The sequence below is a fragment of the Maribacter spongiae genome (genome assembly GCF_047345125.1).
GTDB lineage: Bacteria > Bacteroidota > Bacteroidia > Flavobacteriales > Flavobacteriaceae > Maribacter.
Map to the genome: position 1 here is coordinate 351,745 of NZ_JBLFEQ010000003.1, position 19,981 is coordinate 371,725.

The window sequence follows — 19,981 nt, forward strand, 5'->3', positions numbered from 1 at the left end:
CACAACCCCACTTTTTTTCACTATTGCTATAATTCTATGTTATTTGATGAATTGTATTTCTTGGGTTTCCTCTACTGTATTCGTATTCAAAAAACCTTGATCTTCCATCCATTTATCACTATATATCTTGCTCATATAACGGGAACCATGATCCGGGAATATGACCACTACATTACTGTGGCGATCAAATGCGTTCAATTCGTCCAATTGTTTTATGGCCTGCATAACGGCTCCACTGGTATAACCAACAAAAAGACCTTCGGTCTTGGAGATTTCCCGGGCCGTATGCGCACTCTCGGCATCCGTTACTTTTATAAATTCATCGATCACATCAAAATCCGTAGCGGAAGGAATCAAGTTTTTACCAAGACCTTCAATACGATACGGATATATTTCATTAACATCCAAATTCCCGGTCTCGTGGTATTTTTTTAGAACAGACCCATAAGCATCTACCCCTATTATTTTAATATTCGGGTTCTGCTCTTTTAAAAATCTAGCGGTACCGGAAATGGTTCCCCCGGTTCCACTACAAGCCACTAAATGAGTGATTTCACCTCCTGTTTGTTCCCAAATTTCAGGTCCCGTAGATGTATAATGGGCATCCATATTCAATTCATTGAAATATTGATTGATATATATAGAACCTTTGGTCTCTTCGTGTAAACGTTTGGCCACTTGATAATAAGATCTGGGATCGTCAGCACTCACATGGGCAGGGCATACATATACCTTTGCACCCATAGATCTAAGCATGTCTATCTTATCTTTGGAAGACTTTGAGCTTACCGCCAAGATACACTCATAGCCTTTGATAATACTGACCATAGCAATACTAAAACCTGTATTGCCCGATGTTGTCTCTATAACGGTACTACCTTCCCTTAATATTCCCCTGCGCTCCGCTTCTTCAATGATATGAATAGCTATACGGTCTTTAGAGGAATGACCGGGATTAAAGGCTTCTACCTTTGCATAGAAGTTTCCCGTAAATTCTTTGGTGATTTTATTAAGCTTAACTAGCGGTGTATTGCCAACAAGTTCCAAGATATTGTTATAAGCCTTTATCTTATTTTCCATAAGGGGAATGCGGTATTTAGGTATTTTAACAAATTATTGATTTGTTAAAATTTCGCTACAAAACTACTATTTTTTTTTAACTACAGGATTTTCCCTTCCAAATCCAATAGAAAAGCATATTCTTTAGCGATTTCCTTTAAGGATTCGAATCTTCCGGAGGCACCTCCATGACCTGCATCCATATTTATATTGAACAAAAGTAAATGATCGTCCGTTTTAAGTTCCCTTAGTTTGGCTACCCATTTGGCCGGTTCAAAATATTGTACTTGTGAATCGTGAAGCCCCGTGGTTACCAACATATTAGGGTATTCTTGTTCCATAACATTATCGTAGGGCGAATAGGATTTCATGTATTCATAATATTCCTTTTCATTTGGATCGCCCCATTCATCATACTCACCAGTGGTCAGGGGAATGGAATCATCCAACATTGTAGTGACCACATCAACAAATGGCACGGAGGCAATGACACCATTATACAGTTCAGGCGCCATATTTATAACGGTTCCCATTAAAAGGCCTCCAGCAGAACCGCCCATGGCATATAAATGTTCGGGGCCGGTAATTCCCTCTTTGACCAGGTACTTGGAACAATCGATAAAATCCGTAAATGTATTTTTCTTCTGTAGCAATTTTCCATTTTCATACCAGTGTCGTCCTAAATATTCACTGCCTCTAATGTGGACAATGGCATAGACAAAGCCCCTGTCCAACAAACTTAATCTTATGGAAGAAAAAGAAGGGTCTATGGTATGCCCGTACGAGCCGTAGGCATACTGCAGCAATGGCGTATTGGATGTTAACGGTGTATTCTTGTGATATATTAAAGACATTGGGATTTTATTCCCATCCCTAGCCATGGCCCACAGTCTTTTCTCTATATAATTATCTTTATCAAATGTGCCACCCAACACCTCTTGCTCCTTCTTTATCTCTTTTTTCTTGGTTCGCATATCAAAATCGATAACCGAGCTAGGGGTAGTCAATGAATTGTATACATACCGAAGTGTATCAGTACTAAAATCAGGATTATTGCCCACATAGGCCGTATAGGTTTCACTTTTAAATGGAAGGTAATATTCCTTGGTCCCGTCCCATTTTACGATTTTGATCTTGTATAGACCATTTTCACGTTCGGACAGTACGTAATATTCCTTAAATATATCCACGTCCTCCAAGCGCACGTCTTTTCTATGACCTATAAAATCCCCCCAATGTTCGGACGATGTATTGCTCTCATCCGTTTTCATCAATTTAAAATTGGTGGCCCCGTCCTTATTCGTAAGAATATAAAATGAATCATTATAATGGTAAATGGAATATTCCAACCCTCTTTTCCTCTCGGAAAAAACCGTAAACGCTCCATTGGGATTATTCGTTGGAAGGATTCTATATTCGGAGGTCAGGGTACTTACCGAACCTATTACCAAATATTTCTTTGATTTTGTCCGATAAATAAAAGTGGTAAATGTATCGTCCTTCTCATGAAAAACCAGTTCATCCTCACTGGCGGGGGTCCCCAGTACATGCTTGTAAATTTTATCTGAACGCAGCGTGACCGGGTCATTTTTTGTATAAAAGAAGGTTTTGTTATCCTGTGCCCATACGCCCCCGCCGGTAGTATCCTTAATGGTGTCGTCATATAACTTACCAGTCACCAGGTCTTTTATCCGTAAGGTATATTGCCTGCGTGAAACCGTGTCCACCCCATAAACCGCAAGTTTGTTATCTGGGCTAATGGCAATTCCCCCAATATTAAAATAGTCATATCCCTTTGCCATTTCGTTACCGTTGAACAGTATTTCTTCGGCCGCAACCAAAGTTTCCTTATGTCTGGAGTAAATGGGATATTCCTTTCCCACCTCATATCTTGTTTTGTACCAGTAACCATTTTCCATATAGGGTACAGATGAGTCGTCCTCCTTTATACGGCCCTTCATCTCCTTAAAAAGCTTTTCCTGAAAAGGTCGGGTATGAGCGGTACGTTTTTGGTAATAGTCGTTCTCATTTTCCAAGTACGAAATAACCGCTTTGTTCTCCTTATTGTTCAACCAATAATAATTATCGATTCTTATATCGTTATGAACCGATAATTCTTTAGCGATTTTTTTTGCCTTGGGAGCAGTTGTTTCAGTCATCTTTCTATTCGTATTTTTCTACGGGCAACGGCAAAAATAATACTTATGGTTAAAAGTATTTTTAGCATGTGAATGCATTTTCATATAAGCTTATAAAATGGGATCAATTTATTATTTTTGTACGCTATAACACAAATAAAATAGTATGTTCGGAGACATGATGGGTATGATGGGGAAGCTCAAAGAAACCCAACAAAAAGTGGAGGCCACTAAAAAAAGAATGGACATGGTCCTTATAGAGGAACAATCATCCGACGAGCTTCTAAAGGTTGAGATTACCGCAAATAGGGAAATTAAGAACATAGCGATTTCCGAAGAATTATTGCAGGATAAAGAGCAATTAGAGGACTATTTGACAATAACGTTGAACAAGGCAATAAAAAAAGCGACCCAGGTGAATGAAACTGAATTAGCGGCCGTTGCCAAAGAAGGTATGCCCAATATTCCTGGATTGGACGGGCTCTTCAAATAAATCGATCGCATGCTTACTTTTTAGCCTCGTCTTTATTTTGTATTTTAGAAAAAAGACCTGTTTATGATCGAAGTGGTACAGAAGGGCAGTGACGGACTAAAATTTATAGTAAAATCCAAGTCGGGTAAAATACTCTTAAAGAGTATTGCTTTTAACGATAAGGCAGAAATGGAAAAAATTGTCCGTAGTCTTGCCTCCTCCAATAACCCGTTGTACAAAATAGAAAGAAAAACCGATTTTGACGGAAAGTTTCTCTTTAACCTAAAGAACCGCGAAGGTAAGATAATAGGTAGCAGTGGGCTTTATTCTTCCGAAGCCGGTATGGAGAACGGCATTAAAAACTTAAGGAACAATTTATCATCCTTAAGCCGTTGATCAAAACTATAATCTTTTCATTGTTTCCATAAAAAAGTTGTGCATCCCGTCCGTATAATCCATATGGGTGACCATGCGCAGCTTTCCCTGCCCCATACCGATAATATGAATATCCCTTTCAGATAATCGTAAAACAAAATCGGCACTGGACATATAATTTTCGTCGATTTCAAAAATTACGATGTTGGTTTCAACGGGTTCCACTTTTTTAACAAATCCCAGTGCATCCAATCCTCCACCAATTTCTTTGGCCCTCTTATGATCTTCCACCAATCGATCAACGTGATTATCCAAGGCGTAAATTCCCGCTGCCGCCAGGTATCCGGCCTGTCGCATTCCACCACCAAATATTTTACGTATCCGAATCGCTTTCTGGATTTCCTCTTCGGAACCTACCAAGAGAGAACCTACCGGGCATCCTAGACCTTTGCTCAAACAAACACTTATGGTATCGAATAATCCGCCATATTGCTCCGGAGTTTCATTTTTTGCCACTAAGGCGTTCCACAGTCGTGCACCATCCAAATGGTATCCCAAATTGTGCTCGGAACAAATTGTTTTAATCCGCTCAAGCTCCTCAAAATCCCAACAAGAACCCCCACCTTTATTCGTCGTATTTTCAATACAGACCAAAGAGGTCAAAGGGCTATGGTAAAAGTCGGGCGGATTTATAGCTGCTTCCACCTGTTGGGCGACGAACATTCCCCTATCCCCATCCACTAACCTGCAGGAGGCTCCACTATTAAAACTGACACCGCCACCTTCATAATTAAAAATATGGGCATAGGCATCACATATAAGCTGTTCTCCCGGTCGGGTATGTAGTTTTATCGCCGTTTGATTGGCCATGGTACCGCTCGGAAAAAACAATGCTGCTTCTTTACCGAACATTTTGGCCGTTTTTGCTTCCAGGGCATTGACGGTTGGATCCTCCTTAAAGACATCGTCCCCTACCTCTGCCCGTAGCATAGCCTCTAACATTCCGGGAGATGGTTTGGTAACCGTATCACTGATCAAGTTTATTTTCATAGGTGCCGAAACTATTTTAGCTTTTAAAAATATGGAAAAACAAATGAGGTGGCCATTATATACATTATTTTTGAAAAAATTTGTGAAAAATGAATGTAGGTACAGACCAGTACAAAGGTCTTATTGATCGCCTTGGTGCGTTAAGGAGGTATCTTTGACATAGATGCCAAACTTATTGAAATAGAGAACGAGCAGGAGAAAACCCTGGCACCTGATTTTTGGGACAATCCCCAAGAAGCCCAGGCCCATATGAAATTTATACAATCCAAAAAGCAATGGGTAGACGATTATGATACCGCCGCTGATCTGGTAGGCGACCTGGAAGTATTGATAGCATTTCAAGAAGAGGGCGAAGTATCCGAAGAAGAAATTGCCCAACAATACGAGAAAGCGGTAAATACCATTGAAAAAATGGAGTTTAAAAATATGCTTTCCGAAGAAGGGGACGAGCTTCCTGCCGTACTTCAGATTACGGCGGGCGCAGGGGGTACCGAAAGTTGTGATTGGGCGGCCATGTTGATGCGAATGTATATGATGTGGGCGGAGAAAAGCGGTTTTAAGGTCAAGGAACTCAATTATCAAGAAGGAGATGTTGCCGGGGTCAAGACCGTTACCCTGGAGATTGACGGGGAATTTGCCTTTGGTTGGTTAAAGGGAGAAAATGGGGTACATAGATTGGTACGTATTTCACCTTTTGATAGTAATGCCAAGCGGCACACCTCTTTTGTATCGGTTTATGTATATCCACTTGTGGACGATAGTATAGAAGTTGATGTAAATCCTGCAGATATAACCATTACCACGGCAAGATCCAGTGGTGCCGGAGGACAAAACGTGAACAAGGTTGAAACCAAGGTACAATTGGTACACCACCCGACGGGAATCCAAATTTCGTGTTCGGATTCCAGAAGCCAACACGACAATCGGGCAACGGCCATGAAAATGTTAAAGTCCCAATTGTACGAAATTGAACTCCGCAAAAAAATGGAGGCCCGGGAAGAAATAGAGTCTTCCAAGATGAAAATAGAATGGGGATCCCAAATACGGAACTATGTCATGCATCCGTACAAACTCGTTAAGGATGTACGTACAGCCAAGGAAACGGGCAATGTGGATGCCGTAATGGATGGGGATATCGATTTATTTTTAAAAGGATATTTAATGATGATGGGGCAAAAGGAAGAGGAATAAGCTTTTATTTTTCTCAATGAAGTATAAAATTCATATAACAATAGATTAAAAATCATTGATCATGATAAAAATATATCACAATCCAAGATGCAGCAAGTCCAGGGATGGGTTAAAAGTTTTGGAAGAATCTGGCAAGAAGTTTGAAGTAATTAAATATCTTGAAGACATCCCTTCAAAAGATGAGCTTCGGAAAGTTATTGGTTTCTTAGGAATTTCTCCTGAAAATCTTCTGAGAAAAAATGAAATTATCTGGAAGGAAAAATTCAAGCACAAGGTATTGTCCAATGAAGAAATATTGGATGCGATGATCAAATACCCTAAATTAATAGAACGACCTATTGTTGTTAACGGCTCAAGAGCAGTTATAGGGAGACCTATATCAAATATAGAAAACCTTATAAATTAAGTATATTAACAAAGAATTGATCCAGGGTGTTTAAACCAATTTAAGTTCGAACGAGTTTATAATCCAACATTATGAAAAAAATAATAAAAACCGGTAATTTAAAATTTTTGCCCTTGTTACTCCTATTTTTTATGGGCAGCGAGTGTTTTGCCCAGTATGGTTACGGCAGGGGCGGTTACGGATATGGAAGAGGTGGTTACGGATATGGGAGACAACGCAACCCTATACCCCAGGCACAAGCGGAACCAAAAGCTCCCGAACCTAAGACCGCCGAACAAATCGTGGACGCAGAAATGCCATCCATTACGGAAGCCTTGGGCTTAAACGAGTTTGAAACCGCTATTTTAAGTTCTGTACTAAAAAAGTATGTTCAGGAACGCATAGAGGCCCAAATTTTGAAACTTCCTCCGGACAAAATGAGAGAGCTCTATGAAAGCATTACCAAACGGCAGGATGAAGAGCTAAAAGCAGGGTTGCCATTGGAAAAATACGAGGCCTTTGTAGCGTTGCAAAAAAATGGAGTCTCCAAAACGATCAAGCAAAAGAAAAAGGCGAAAAAGAAAAAACGAAAGAAGGACAAAGCCTGATCAAAATATACAAATACCGATCTTAGAGGTAAAGGTATCAAAAACAAAAAAGAAGCCAGTTGGCTTCTTTTTTTATATGTTTCGAGCTGCTCTTTTAGCTTCCCGTTTTTCTTTTAGAAGCTCAACAATATTACCGAACAACCAATATGGCACAACAAATAATAATAAAAAAATCATCAACCAAAAGCCAATGGTCAAAATACTCAAGAAAGATAAAAATCCAAGATACTGGTCAAAGTCAAACATAATCCTTTATTTAAGCATTGCAAAGATACCATAATCGAATTCTTTTTTGCAAATCGTACGTCAAATTATTTAATAACCAACAAAAAATTTAAACCATCCCGGTATTTCGGCCTTCGCCCCTATAGCTTAACTTTACATACTTAAAATGTAATACATTATGGAATATAGGATAGAAAAAGATACTATGGGCCAAGTACAGGTACCTGATGATAAGTACTGGGGGGCCCAAACAGAACGTTCCCGCAATAATTTTAAAATAGGCCCAGCGGCCTCAATGCCCCTGGATATCGTTTATGGATTTGCATACCTTAAAAAGGCAGCGGCATATACAAATAGTGAGCTCGGTGTTTTAGAAGAGAAAAAAAGAGATTTGATAGCTCAGGTCTGTGATGAAATATTGGAAGGGAAACACGATGATCAGTTTCCTTTGGTCGTTTGGCAGACCGGATCGGGTACACAGAGCAATATGAACGTTAACGAGGTCATTGCCAACCGTGCCCATGAAATTGCGGGAAATGTTATAGGAAAAGGGGAAAAGACCATTCAACCCAATGATGATGTCAACAAATCACAATCTTCCAATGACACCTTTCCTACCGGCATGCATATTGCCGCTTATAAAAAAATAGTCGAGGTAACCATTCCCGGTGTAACAAAACTGCGTGATACGCTGGAGGCAAAGTCCAAAGTGTTCAAGAACGTGGTCAAAATTGGACGAACACATTTAATGGATGCTACTCCCTTAACCCTGGGTCAAGAATTTTCGGGTTATGTATCTCAACTGAATCATGGTCTCAAGGCCTTAAAAAATACATTGCCCCATTTGAGTGAATTGGCATTGGGGGGAACGGCCGTTGGGACCGGTTTAAACACTCCCAAAGGCTATGATGTACTGGTGGCCAAATACATATCCGAGTTTACCGGATTGCCTTTTAAGACCGCCGAAAATAAGTTTGAGGCCCTGGCCGCCCACGATGCTATTGTGGAAAGTCACGGTGCCTTAAAACAGTTGGCCGTTGCCTTAAATAAAATTGCGAACGATATCCGAATGATGGCTTCCGGTCCTCGCTCCGGAATCGGGGAAATTATAATTCCGGCCAATGAGCCAGGTAGTTCCATTATGCCGGGCAAAGTAAACCCTACCCAATGTGAGGCAATGACCATGGTCTGTGCCCAAGTAATGGGCAATGATGTAGCCGTAAGTATTGGCGGAACGCAAGGTCATTACGAATTGAATGTCTTTAAACCGATGATGGCCGCCAATATCTTACAATCTGCCCAGTTACTGGGCGATGCCTGCATAAGTTTTGATGTAAACTGTGCCGCCGGTATAGAACCCAACCATGATGTTATTAAACAATTATTGAACAATTCTTTAATGCTCGTGACGGCATTGAATACCAAAATCGGGTACTACAAGGCTGCGGAAATAGCCAACACGGCTCATAAAAACGGAACCACCTTAAAAGAAGAAGCCATAAACCTTGGGTATGTTACCGCAGCGGATTATGATAAATGGGTACGACCGGAAGATATGGTCGGTAGCTTAAAATAATAGGGACATTAAAGTTGGAAAACAAAAAGGGGCAATCTTAAAATCGCCCCTTTTTAAATTAAATGGATAGTGTGTATTATTTTAAGGTAAACTGTGAAGTTCCCAATAATTTTAATTTGTCATCGTAAACATTTACCATGTATCGCCCTTTTTGGAAATCTCCGGTCGGCTTGTTAATATAATCACAGATATCTAAGGATTTATTCTCATAATAGAAACCTGTTCCTTTACTATATGTGATCGATGCACCATTGTCATTTGTTTTGGAAAAACTTTCACCCAACACATTTCCTTGTGGATCTAAGGTTTCTATAAAAAATTCCCTGTCCCCTGCCTGCGCAATAACATTGTCCGCTACCGTAAAGCAAATTTTAAATTTGTCCGTAGCTTTGGCCCTGGCGGTAGAGACCAATTTACCGTTGTTTCTTTCCCTTACGGCATCTACATTTATCTTAGAAAGGTTTAATGCGGAACCTTTCTCAACGGCATCCGCCAATTGCGTATTTTGTACCACCAAAGAATCATTAAATATATTTTGTTTTTCGAGCTCAACATACGTACTGTCCCTTTGCATTGCGATCAAAGTGTTGGAACGTGTTAAAGAATCCACTTGTTTCATCAACTGCTCTCTTTCGGCTTTTAGGACACCTACTTGTCTTCTATATCTGGACAAAGCGGAAATATCGGCTCTCATGGTCTTCACAGAATCAATATATTTTGCAATATTGTCCCTGGCACTCACCAATTCCTCATTGGTCGCATTGCTTTCCAAGATAGCTTTATCGTATTCGGATTTTAAACTATTCAAATCCTCTACGACCAAATCTTTTTCCTTGGTAAGTACAGTCTCTGTCTTTTTCTTATCTTGATAAAGACTAACCGTATAAATAATGGTACCTAAAAGCACTACTCCAAGCAATGCCGCCAATACCTTTAATCCGTTGTTATTTTTCGTTTCAGTCATAATGTAATAATTAACCTTGATTAACTTTCAATAAAATGTTTGTTTGTATCAGTTTTATATACGCAAGGAAATTAATTTTAGATGTTTTTATGTTAAATAAGATAAATGACCGACTTTAATATCATCAAATCTTTACATTTATTGTACCGATTCCATCTAAAAAACACGGGGGTTTTAATCATTTTCTTTGATTATATTTTTGAATTGGGAAATTGGCCGTGGACTCCCATTATCGAGGAATAAAAATCGGATCAAAGGGAACTCCTTTGCAATTAACCATTCAAAAAACGACAATAGGAAAGTATCTAACTTTGTTTCGGGAGCAAACTATTTGCCATATTATTTATCTTTAAAAGGAAATTCGGGTTTTGTTGGATGTTAAAAACTACTTTTTTTGAAAAAATGAATGGCTTTTAAGATATTCCTTATGAAAAAGATAAAAGTGGTAATGCTAATTTGTCTAATGGTAACGGGCTGTAAAGAAACCGCAAAAGTTTCGCCTCCAATAGGTTCCAAGTCAATATATAACACTGTTGAAATATTCACTCCAATACAGGTTAATAGGGAAACGGAAATAAAAATAATTCCCATAGAGCATGCCACGGCAATTTTACAATGGAATGGCTTGAATATCTTTATTGATCCCGTGGGAGGGGCAGCGGCATTTTCGGCTTACGGTCGGCCCGATTTAATTTTGATAACCGATATCCATGGAGATCATTTTAGTTTAGAGACACTGTTAGGTCTAGATACTTCCCGGGCAAAAATTATGGTACCTCAGACGGTAGCGGATAAAATACCTGATGAATTTACGCCTCAGCTGGATGTCCTGAACAACGGGGATTCCAAAGAACGATATGGAATTAATGTGGAAGCAATACCCATGTACAATCTGCGTAAGGAAGCGCTAAAATTCCATGAAAAAGGAAGGGGCAACGGCTACGTATTGCATATTGGGGGAGAGCGACTTTATTTTTCGGGCGATACGGAGGATATTCCCGAAATGAGGGCATTGGAAAATATTGACAAGGCTTTTATCTGCATGAATTTGCCTTACACCATGACCGTGGAAAGTGCGGCATCCGCCGTGTTGGAATTCCGCCCCAAACAGGTATATCCCTATCACTACAGGGGGAATCCTAATGTTAGTGATGTTTCTAAATTCAAAAAATTGGTCCGTAAAGAAAACCCGAACATAGAAGTAATTCAATTGGATTGGTATCCAAAAGAAACGTATTAATCGGCAAACCTTGTCGGGCTTTGCAACCCGACAGGTCTAACGGACACTATCTGATCAGCTTCTTATACTTAATACGTTTTGGCATGATATCGGCCCCCAGACGTTTCTTTTTATTCTCTTCATAGTCAGAAAAGGATCCTTCAAAGAAATATACTTGGGAATCTCCTTCAAATGCCAGGATATGGGTACAGATCCTATCTAAAAACCATCTATCGTGTGAAATAACCACGGCGCATCCCGCAAAGTTTTCCAGCCCTTCTTCCAATGCCCTTAATGTATTAACATCTAGATCATTGGTCGGTTCGTCCAAAAGCAGCACATTGCCTTCTTCTTTTAGGGTCATCGCCAAATGCAACCGGTTTCTTTCCCCACCGGAGAGCATGTTCACCTTTTTATTTTGTTCGCTTCCGGAAAAATTAAATCGGCTCAGATACGCTCTTGAGTTTACCTGTCTTCCCCCCATCATGATCAGCTCCTGTTCATCGCTAAAATTTTGCCAAATCGTTTTTTCGGGATCTATATTGGAATGGCTTTGATCTACATAGGCAATTTTGGCCGTTTCCCCTACCTCAAAAGAACCTTTGTCCGGTGTCTCTTCTCCCATTATCATCTTAAAAATGGTCGTCTTACCTGCACCGTTCGGCCCTATAATACCAACAATACCCGCCTGAGGAAGTCTAAAGTTCAGATCTTCGTACAATAATTTGTCATCATATGCCTTGCTCACACCATTAGCTTCCAATACATTGGTTCCCAATCTTGGGCCATTAGGTATATAGATTTCCAGCTTTTCATCCAATTGTTTCTGATCTTGGCCCATTAACTTATCATAGTTTTTGAGTCGCGCTTTTTGTTTGATCTGTCTGCCCTTGGCCCCTTGGCGAACCCATTCCAACTCCCGTTCCAATGTTTTTTGCCTTTTGGAAGCAGATTTTGCCTCTTGCGCCAAACGCTTTGATTTCTGATCCAACCATGAGGAATAGTTCCCTTTCCAGGGAATACCCTCCCCCCTATCCAATTCTAAAATCCAACCGGCCACATTATCCAAAAAATAACGGTCGTGCGTTACGGCAATGACTGTGCCCTTGTATTGTGCCAAATGGTGTTCCAACCAATGAACCGATTCCGCATCCAAGTGATTGGTAGGTTCGTCCAATAATAATATTTCAGGTTCCTGTAATAATAATCTACAAAGGGCCACTCTACGTCTTTCCCCGCCTGAAAGCACACCGATTTTCTTATCGGCTTCGGGCGTGCGCAACGCATCCATGGCTATTTCCAACTTGGTATCCAGTTCCCATGCGTTAGAAGCATCGATCTTATCTTGAAGTACGGCCTGCTTATCCATCAACTTCTGCATCTTGTCCGCATCTTCATAAACTTCTGGAAGGCCGAACATATCGTTTATCTTGTTGTATTCGTCCAAAATGGCAACGGTTTCCGCCACACCTTCTTTTACGATTTCCAAAACTGTTTTCTCTTCGTCCAATTGTGGTTCCTGCTCCAAATATCCCACTTTATAGCCTGGTGAGAATACTACATCACCCTGATAATTCTTATCAATACCGGCTATAATCTTTAAAAGCGTGGATTTCCCGGAACCGTTAAGCCCCAGAATACCAATTTTAGCACCGTAAAAAAAACTTAAATAAATGTTCTTTAAGACAGGGGTATTCGCACTTTTATAGGTTTTGGTAATCCCGGACATTGAGAAGATTACCTTTTTATCATCGCTCATTTTGTTTGTTTAAAAGTTTATTGTTCAGAAGTTGATCCGATTACGTTAGGCTAGAAGAAAAAAGTGAAATTCCCAAATTTGAAAGTCGATCTTAATTTTTAGTAATTTGATCTTGACATCCAAATTTATCAGACCCTCCCCTTTAAGGCATTAAAGACCCAGGCAATGGCAAAAAAACCAATTCCTACGGAAGCAAATCCCCAGCCTGCTACATCGTCATACCTAAATGCTCCAAGGGCAATTAAAGCCATTCCTACAAAAATCATTATAAACGTGGCCCATGCCAAGACGGTATTTTTATTCATTCCCATTTGTATCGAATTTTGTTTTGGTCAGTGGTAGCTCCAAATATCGGGATTTTTAAAAAATACCCCGTAGGATTTTAGTATTTTATCTTTCAAAAGGAAATTTAATGCCCGATTTTTCCCGAACAGTATCTAACAGCGTACAGAGATCACGGCTATTCTGATGGCTCCATAGTCCACTTTCCAATTTGCCGTTTTCAAGACATTTTTGAACTTCCTTTATTTCATAAGTATAACCTTTACCCTGTTTTCCAATCTCCAAATCTTGGATTTCCCCATCCTTTTCCAGCAGAATACCAGTAGCTTCATGCCATCTTGGCTTAATATGGATAGCACCCTTGCTCCCGACTATTTTCGCCTTTACTTCAGAATTTGAGTTTAAACCGCTATAGAGCATGGCCTGGGCACGCTCATACTCAAAAATCATGGCGGTCTGAATTTCCACCCCTGTCTTAAAAAAATTCGCCCTTGCTGTAATTTCTTTTGGCATTCCCAATAGTAAATAGCTCAGAAATATAGGATAGATACCAATGTCCAATAAGGAACCTCCGGCCAGGTCGGGATTGAGTACCCTACTTTTTTCATCCCTGTCCAGACCATAAAAAGTAAAATCGGCATTAAGGTATGCGACCTCCCCTATTTCCCCATTGTCCACAAGTTCTTTTATCTTAATAATAGCAGGGTTAAAACGGCTCCATAAAGCTTCCATTATGAATACACCGTTTTCTCTAGCGCACGCCAACATGGCATTGACCTGACCTATATTCACCCCCAAAGGTTTTTCGCAAAGCACATGTTTTTTATGCTCCATGGCCAAAATACTCATTTCGGCATGAAAGGTATGGGGCGTGGCAATATAGACCACATCTATCTCATTACTTTTAAAAAGGTCCTCATAACTTCCATGGGCATACGCCGCATCATATTCCCGAGCAAAATGTTGGGCCTTCTCCAAACTTCTTGAACCTACGCCCACCAATCTGTTTTCTTTTACTAAACTTAAATCATTTGCAAAACTGTGCGCGATATTTCCGGCACCTGCAATTCCCCATCTAATCATAGCATTTTTTGTCTTTTGGGTTTATTCAAATGTAATCAATTTTCCTCCTTATCTTTATCTTGCAAAATGAAACAGTAGGGATGGATATCAAGTTCAATCAAAACGAGGATACTAATAAATTAATGCTTTCCGAGCTTAAAAAGCGTCTGGCCCAAGTACAGCTAGGTGGTGGGAAATCCAAAATGGAAAAACAGCACGAGCAGGGAAAAATGACGGCCCGTGAACGGATCGATTATTTGTTGGACGATGCTTCCGACTGTATTGAAATAGGGGCATTTGTTGGGGAAGGTATGTATAAAGATCACGGCGGTTGTCCTTCGGGCGGAGTAGTTGTTAAAGTTGGTTACATTTCTGGGAAACAGTGTATTGTGGTGGCCAATGATGCTACCGTAAAAGCAGGTGCCTGGTTTCCCATTACGGCAAAGAAAAATTTAAGGGCACAGGAAATTGCCATCGAAAACAGGCTGCCCATTATATACCTTGTGGACAGTGCCGGTGTTTACCTGCCCTTACAGGATGAGATATTTCCCGATAAAGAGCATTTTGGACGTATTTTTAGAAATAATGCGATTATGAGCAGTATGGGGATTACCCAAATATCGGCCGTAATGGGGAGTTGTGTGGCGGGTGGTGCATACCTTCCCATTATGAGTGATGAAGCGTTGATAGTTGATAAAACGGGAAGTATTTTCTTAGCCGGAAGTTATTTGGTGAAAGCGGCCATTGGCGAGTCTATAGACAATGAAACCCTTGGGGGTGCAACCACACATTGTGAAATTAGTGGCGTAACCGACTATAAATCCAAAGATGATACCGATGCCTTGAATACCATAAAAAATATCATGGATAAAATTGGGGGCGATTCCAAGGCCGGATTTAACCGAACCAAAAGTTTAAAACCAAAGGAAAGACCGGAAGACATTTATGGAATTCTGCCCAATTCGCGAGCTGAACAATATGATATGAAAGAAATCATCAAAAGACTCGTGGACCAGTCCGATTTTGAAGAATATAAAGCAGGATACGGACAAACCATCCTTACGGGATATGCCCGGATAGACGGTTGGGCGGTGGGCATCATTGCCAACCAAAGGAAAGTGGTCAAGACAAAAAAGGGAGAAATGCAGTTTGGCGGTGTTATCTATTCAGATTCCGCAGATAAAGCCACGCGTTTTATAGCCAATTGCAACCAAAAGAAAATACCCCTGGTCTTTTTACAGGATGTTACCGGTTTCATGGTAGGTAGTAAAAGTGAGCATGGTGGTATTATAAAGGACGGTGCCAAAATGGTAAATGCCGTGAGCAACTCCGTAGTACCCAAGTTTACCATTGTTATAGGAAATAGTTATGGGGCCGGGAACTATGCGATGTGCGGAAAGGCATACGACCCCAGATTGATAGTGGCATGGCCTAGTGCGGAACTTGCCGTAATGAGTGGGAATTCTGCGGCGAAAGTACTGTTGCAAATAGAAAAAGCATCACTAAAAAAGAAAGGGGAGGCCATTACCAAAGCAAAGGAAGCGGCATTGTTCGATAAAATAAAACAACGTTATGACGATCAGGTATCTCCGTATTATGCCGCTGCACGACTATGGACAGATGCCATTATCGATCCTTTGGAAACGCGAAAATGGATTTCTATGGGAATCGAAGCTGCCGATCATGCTCCTATAGAAAAACCTTTTAATATGGGCGTTTTACAGGTTTAGTCATTTTGTGCGGAACCACTTAAAAAATAATTGGTGGCAGCTACGGAAGGTGCTACTTTAATAGATTCAATATCTTGGGGGTTCAAGGTGGTCAAGATAGAGGCATCATACCTAATTCCGTCCAATATCACTACTGTATTAACGTCTCCCCTCATAGTAATGGATGGTGGTGTATTGGACAAAGAATTGTTTGTATTTTGTAGTCGCATTCCCGGCACTTTTAACAAGGTGTTGTATATATCGTTCGGGGTATTCCATTTTTCAGTGTAATCATCAAATTCGTAAATTTTAAAGGGCAGGTAATAATCCGCAGATGGGAAACATACCGTGGCATCCTCCCTTAATTTTATCAGGAGATTATCGGAATCTTTTATTTTTATGGTTTTGCTCTTAAATCCGATATAACGAAAAATCAAAATAGCATCCTTTTCGGCCATAATCTTAAAATTACCTTCAAAGTCGGTTTGGGTTCCTATTTCCGTGCCTTTAATAACAACAATCGCTCCGGGCAAGGGATTACCGGATCCATCCTTGACAACTCCTGAAACTACATTTTTGGTATTGTGTTCCTGTTTATTATTGTCTATTTCTGAAATAGCATCTTTTTGGGCATTTATAAAAGAAAAGGTTAGGATTGCCACTAGGATTGGAATTGAATTTTTCATGTTGTTCTTTTTTAGATTTAGAACAAACCTATGCAACACTTTGTAGTATTAAAACCAGCAATGAGTTAAGTGGTCTTTTGATCGAGTAAAGTTACTTCCCGACCATTGCCATGGTTTTGTAACGATTTACTTTTCCGTTTTCCGTTTCCAAAAATTTTGGCACTACTAAAATTTCCTTTGGAATTTGATATTTGGATAGTGTTTCCAGTTGATGAATCTTATAGGACAGTTTAGATTTATCTTGATGCCCTTCTATGCACAATACCAACTTTGTCCCTAATTTATCATCGGGTAATCCAGCAATAAAAAATCGATTCGGAATTATGGGAGATAAAAGTGCTTCGATCCGTTCGGGAAACAATTTAACTCCTCCAGAATTGATGATATGGTCATATCTACCCAACCATTGGAATTCTTTTTCCGAAAACAAATCGACCACATCATTAGTTATAATTTTAGAATCCGAAACTCCGGGAGCATCAATAATGAGACAGCCTCTGTCATCCTGTGAGAATATAATATCGGGCAGGGATTTAAAGGTTTCACCTTTGCCCGTACAGTTGTCTTTTGTAATAGGGTTTATTCGCTTAACGGCTACATGGGTTATGGTCTCCGTCATTCCGTACGTTTCAAAAATACACGTGTTCTTACCCCGGACTTTTTTCTTAAGCTCTTGTGATAATGGTGCCCCACCAATAATCAAAGTCTTTACATGATCGATATCATTTAAGGAACCATGAAGTTGTAATGGAACCATTGCGGCAAAATCGTATGTATCCGTTATATTTTTCAGGGGTTTGGAACCTGGTGGAACGCAATCCAGTTCCAGCCCCAAGACCATGCCCCTCACCAACATCATTTTACCGGCGATATAGTTTGAGGAAAGACAGTGCAAAGCCCTGTCTCCCGGGTTTAAATCAAAAAAATTGCCCGTAGCCCTGGCAGAGTTTACCATCTGCTGTTTCTGCAGCTTTATTTTTTTTGGTGGTCCGGTAGAACCGGAAGTCATAACTACAATTTCCGGACTCTCGTTCAACCAATCCAAAAAGAAATTGCCAATATTAATCTTGAAATCTTTCCCTTCCCCAATAAAATTATGTACCTGTTCGGCAAGGTTCTTTTTAGTAAAGGAAATTCCGTTTAACCTAAAGCGAGGATGTATCTCAAACCAATTCACCTCCGGTATCGTTTTGTGCCAAAAAATCTTCTTTTGAAATTACTTTTCCCGTGAGCCGTTCTTTCCAGTTGGTCCAACCATATTTTTTGGAAAAAACGATTAGCAAAATAGGAAATATCACAAAAACGGGCACCAAAACGTCCCAACCCAAAACCGGGTCGGAAACATCCCTATATATAGAATCGGTTTGAAAGGCGGTCCAGTCTGCCGTAACCAACAAGGCTGCGGTCATATTATTGGCGGCATGAAACCCCAAGGCCAGTTCCAGACCTTCATCCATAAGGGTTAAAATACCAAGGAAAAGACCGGTACCTATATAAAAAATCAAAATACCATATCCTAATTTTTCCACTTCTGGATTAAATATATGCAACGATCCAAAAAGTAGCGAAGTAAACAATAAAGGAAACCACCTGTTTTTTGTCATCATACCCAGGCCCTGCATCATATATCCTCTCATATAATATTCTTCCATACTGGTCTGCAAAGGAATCATGGTTATAGAGACCAGTGCCAAAATAATAAAGGGAACGGGCTTAAAATTAAATTGATAATCTTCCGGTGAAAGCGTTATATCTATAAAAATAAAAATGGCGGAAATAATCGCCCAAAGGATAAAAGCAAAAAATATCCTTTTCCAATCGATCTTTTTCCTTGAGGTCGTGAACGATGTAATGGTCTGTTGGTGGACAAACCTCACGAAAATAAAAAGAAAAAGCAATCCAATAGCGAATGCCGCCAGCATCAAAAACAAAAATGTATTGGAACCCAAAATGTTGGCCATTGCTCCCAAATCGCCACTTGCCAATACGGCCATCGTATCGGATTTTAACCATAAAGCCGCTAATAAAGGAATACCGCCAACAAACTGCCAGGCTACAAATACTCCAAAAATCCCCAATATATAGCGCCAATTGTCATTTAATCCTTTATACGCTTGTTCTATGTACATAATTCCTTTATTAAATTTTCATTCCAATTTTTAATGCCATTGTAATATAACCCTCCATTTTTAACTTCCAATGGGCTATCTATGTTATTCATGAACAGGCCCCCCGTTCCCAACCCCTGCGATAACCGGTTGTTCAATGTTGCCGTCCATTGTGCAATGGCGTTCAATCCTATATTACTCTCCAATGCACTGGTAATCCACCATTCTATTCCCAACTTTTCCGCTAAGTCGATCCATTCAGAACTACCTCTAAAACCACCTACCAAACTCGGTTTTAATATAATATATCGAGGTTTTACGGTTAGTAGCAATTTTTCTTTTTCCGTTACATCTATGATCCCGATCAATTCTTCGTCCAAGGCAATCGGTAATGGTGTTTGCTCGCACAACCGTTTCATTTCCTCAAGATTACCGGGCATTATGGGCTGTTCAATGGAATGCAGGTCCAATGCTGCCAAAACCTTTAATTTATTCAATGCTTCATGTGGAGCAAAAGCCCCGTTGGCATCTACCCTAAGTTCAATTTCTTTTTTGGAATACTTTTTACGGATGGATTCCAACAAACTAATTTCTTTTTTAAAATGGATTGCCCCTATTTTCATCTTTATGCAATCATAACCTTGTTCCAGTTTCTGTTGTATCTGGTCATGCATAAAATCTACATCGCCCATCCAAACCAATCCATTTATAGGTATCGGTTTCTGGCCTTTTACAAAAGGAGAATTAAAAAGTACAAAGGGTTTTTCGGATTTTAAGGATATGAATGCCTGTTCCACACCAAATTGAATACTGGGAAACTCCATTAATTGAGATACTAAACTTTCTTTGCCCAGTTTAATATGCTCCACTACCCATTTGCATTTTTTTTCATAATCGGGAACATCATCATAACTCAGCCCTCTGAACAAACCGCATTCCCCGATCCCGAACTTGCCTTCTTCTTCCAAAATGAGAAAATAGGTTTCCTTTGTATGCAATATTCCCCGGGATGTACCTCCGGGTCTCTTGAAATTCAGTATATATTTTTTATAGCTTGCCCTCATTGAATCGGTCAAATTTAGGCATATTTTAACTGTCAGGATAAATAGAACG

The 19,981-nt window shown here is 40.0% G+C and carries 20 protein-coding genes; 8 read left to right on the forward strand and 12 right to left on the reverse strand.

Going from position 1 to position 19,981, the window contains the following annotated elements:
• Positions 1 to 39 precede the first annotated feature (39 nt).
• A complete protein-coding gene (locus ACKWB9_RS06315) occupies positions 40 to 1,080 on the reverse strand; it encodes a PLP-dependent cysteine synthase family protein (protein WP_414002156.1) in 1,041 nt (346 codons plus the stop codon).
• An 80-nt stretch (positions 1,081 to 1,160) separates the two neighbouring features.
• A complete protein-coding gene (locus ACKWB9_RS06320; RefSeq protein WP_414002157.1) occupies positions 1,161 to 3,218 on the reverse strand; it encodes a S9 family peptidase in 2,058 nt (685 codons plus the stop codon).
• Positions 3,219 to 3,363: 145 nt separating this feature from the next.
• Here ACKWB9_RS06320 and ACKWB9_RS06325 point away from each other — a divergent pair, with 145 nt between their 5' ends.
• Together ACKWB9_RS06325 and ACKWB9_RS06330 are read left to right on the forward strand one after the other, a co-directional pair.
• Entirely contained in the window at positions 3,364 to 3,690 is a 327-nt protein-coding gene (locus ACKWB9_RS06325) for a YbaB/EbfC family nucleoid-associated protein (RefSeq protein ID WP_414002158.1), read from the forward strand.
• 63 nt (positions 3,691 to 3,753) lie between these two features.
• Positions 3,754 to 4,065 carry a YegP family protein gene (locus ACKWB9_RS06330; protein ID WP_414002159.1) on the forward strand — a complete coding sequence of 104 codons (312 nt, stop codon included), beginning with the start codon at positions 3,754 to 3,756 and terminating at the stop codon, positions 4,063 to 4,065.
• A gap of 6 nt (positions 4,066 to 4,071) precedes the next feature.
• Here the strand turns inward: ACKWB9_RS06330 and ACKWB9_RS06335 are convergent, their stop codons facing one another.
• Positions 4,072 to 5,094, reverse strand: coding sequence for a threonine aldolase family protein (locus ACKWB9_RS06335; protein WP_414002160.1), 1,023 nt, complete (start codon positions 5,092 to 5,094; stop codon positions 4,072 to 4,074).
• 89 nt (positions 5,095 to 5,183) lie between these two features.
• Between ACKWB9_RS06335 and prfB the strand changes: the two genes are divergently transcribed.
• The 3 genes from prfB (at position 5,184) to ACKWB9_RS06350 (ending at position 7,278) form a co-directional block, all read left to right on the forward strand.
• Positions 5,184 to 6,285 (forward strand): peptide chain release factor 2 gene (prfB, locus tag ACKWB9_RS06340; protein WP_414002161.1). Its coding sequence is split into 2 segments (ribosomal slippage): positions 5,184 to 5,249 and positions 5,251 to 6,285, totalling 1,101 coding nucleotides; the frame shifts between segments, so codons are not numbered across the junction.
• Positions 6,286 to 6,346: 61 nt separating this feature from the next.
• Positions 6,347 to 6,691 (forward strand): arsenate reductase (glutaredoxin), encoded by a 345-nt coding sequence (gene arsC / locus ACKWB9_RS06345; RefSeq protein ID WP_414002162.1) that lies wholly within the window; start codon positions 6,347 to 6,349, stop codon positions 6,689 to 6,691.
• Between the two features lie 71 nt (positions 6,692 to 6,762).
• The gene (locus ACKWB9_RS06350; RefSeq protein ID WP_414002163.1) at positions 6,763 to 7,278 is read left to right on the forward strand and encodes a hypothetical protein; all 516 of its coding nucleotides are present in this window, start codon (positions 6,763 to 6,765) and stop codon (positions 7,276 to 7,278) included.
• 72 nt (positions 7,279 to 7,350) lie between these two features.
• Here ACKWB9_RS06350 and ACKWB9_RS06355 read toward each other — a convergent pair whose 3' ends face one another.
• The gene (locus ACKWB9_RS06355; protein WP_414002164.1) at positions 7,351 to 7,524 is read right to left on the reverse strand and encodes a hypothetical protein; all 174 of its coding nucleotides are present in this window, start codon (positions 7,522 to 7,524) and stop codon (positions 7,351 to 7,353) included.
• 157 nt (positions 7,525 to 7,681) lie between these two features.
• Here ACKWB9_RS06355 and fumC point away from each other — a divergent pair, with 157 nt between their 5' ends.
• Entirely contained in the window at positions 7,682 to 9,079 is a 1,398-nt protein-coding gene (gene fumC / locus ACKWB9_RS06360; RefSeq protein WP_414002165.1) for a class II fumarate hydratase, read from the forward strand.
• A gap of 76 nt (positions 9,080 to 9,155) precedes the next feature.
• Here the strand turns inward: fumC and ACKWB9_RS06365 are convergent, their stop codons facing one another.
• Positions 9,156 to 10,043: a hypothetical protein gene (locus ACKWB9_RS06365; protein ID WP_414002166.1), complete on the reverse strand. Its 888-nt coding sequence runs from the start codon at positions 10,041 to 10,043 to the stop codon at positions 9,156 to 9,158.
• A 427-nt stretch (positions 10,044 to 10,470) separates the two neighbouring features.
• Between ACKWB9_RS06365 and ACKWB9_RS06370 the strand changes: the two genes are divergently transcribed.
• Positions 10,471 to 11,283, forward strand: a complete 813-nt coding sequence (locus tag ACKWB9_RS06370) for an MBL fold metallo-hydrolase (RefSeq protein WP_414002167.1) — start codon at positions 10,471 to 10,473, stop codon at positions 11,281 to 11,283.
• A 46-nt stretch (positions 11,284 to 11,329) separates the two neighbouring features.
• Here the strand turns inward: ACKWB9_RS06370 and ettA are convergent, their stop codons facing one another.
• The 3 genes from ettA to ACKWB9_RS06385 form a co-directional block, all read right to left on the reverse strand.
• The gene (ettA, locus tag ACKWB9_RS06375) at positions 11,330 to 13,021 is read right to left on the reverse strand and encodes an energy-dependent translational throttle protein EttA (protein ID WP_414002168.1); all 1,692 of its coding nucleotides are present in this window, start codon (positions 13,019 to 13,021) and stop codon (positions 11,330 to 11,332) included.
• A 128-nt stretch (positions 13,022 to 13,149) separates the two neighbouring features.
• Positions 13,150 to 13,332: a CAL67264 family membrane protein gene (locus ACKWB9_RS06380; RefSeq protein ID WP_414002169.1), complete on the reverse strand. Its 183-nt coding sequence runs from the start codon at positions 13,330 to 13,332 to the stop codon at positions 13,150 to 13,152.
• 79 nt (positions 13,333 to 13,411) lie between these two features.
• Entirely contained in the window at positions 13,412 to 14,386 is a 975-nt protein-coding gene (locus tag ACKWB9_RS06385; RefSeq protein WP_414002170.1) for a Gfo/Idh/MocA family protein, read from the reverse strand.
• Positions 14,387 to 14,466: 80 nt separating this feature from the next.
• On the opposite strand from ACKWB9_RS06385, the gene ACKWB9_RS06390 reads away from it, so the two are divergent.
• Complete coding sequence (locus ACKWB9_RS06390; protein ID WP_414002171.1) at positions 14,467 to 16,095, forward strand: acyl-CoA carboxylase subunit beta; 1,629 nt, start codon at positions 14,467 to 14,469, stop codon at positions 16,093 to 16,095.
• Here the strand turns inward: ACKWB9_RS06390 and ACKWB9_RS06395 are convergent.
• From ACKWB9_RS06395 to ACKWB9_RS06410, 4 genes are all read right to left on the reverse strand, one after another.
• The gene (locus tag ACKWB9_RS06395; RefSeq protein ID WP_414002172.1) at positions 16,092 to 16,760 is read right to left on the reverse strand and encodes a carboxypeptidase-like regulatory domain-containing protein; all 669 of its coding nucleotides are present in this window, start codon (positions 16,758 to 16,760) and stop codon (positions 16,092 to 16,094) included. The genes ACKWB9_RS06390 and ACKWB9_RS06395 overlap by 4 nt on opposite strands.
• Positions 16,761 to 16,851: 91 nt before the next feature.
• A complete protein-coding gene (locus ACKWB9_RS06400) occupies positions 16,852 to 17,937 on the reverse strand; it encodes an AMP-binding protein (RefSeq protein ID WP_414002173.1) in 1,086 nt (361 codons plus the stop codon).
• Positions 17,924 to 18,889 (reverse strand): CPBP family intramembrane glutamic endopeptidase, encoded by a 966-nt coding sequence (locus ACKWB9_RS06405; RefSeq protein WP_414002174.1) that lies wholly within the window; start codon positions 18,887 to 18,889, stop codon positions 17,924 to 17,926. Before ACKWB9_RS06405 ends, ACKWB9_RS06400 begins: the two co-directional genes overlap by 14 nt.
• Complete coding sequence (locus ACKWB9_RS06410; protein ID WP_414002216.1) at positions 18,880 to 19,932, reverse strand: o-succinylbenzoate synthase; 1,053 nt, start codon at positions 19,930 to 19,932, stop codon at positions 18,880 to 18,882. Before ACKWB9_RS06410 ends, ACKWB9_RS06405 begins: the two co-directional genes overlap by 10 nt.
• Between the last annotated feature and the right edge of the window lie 49 nt (positions 19,933 to 19,981).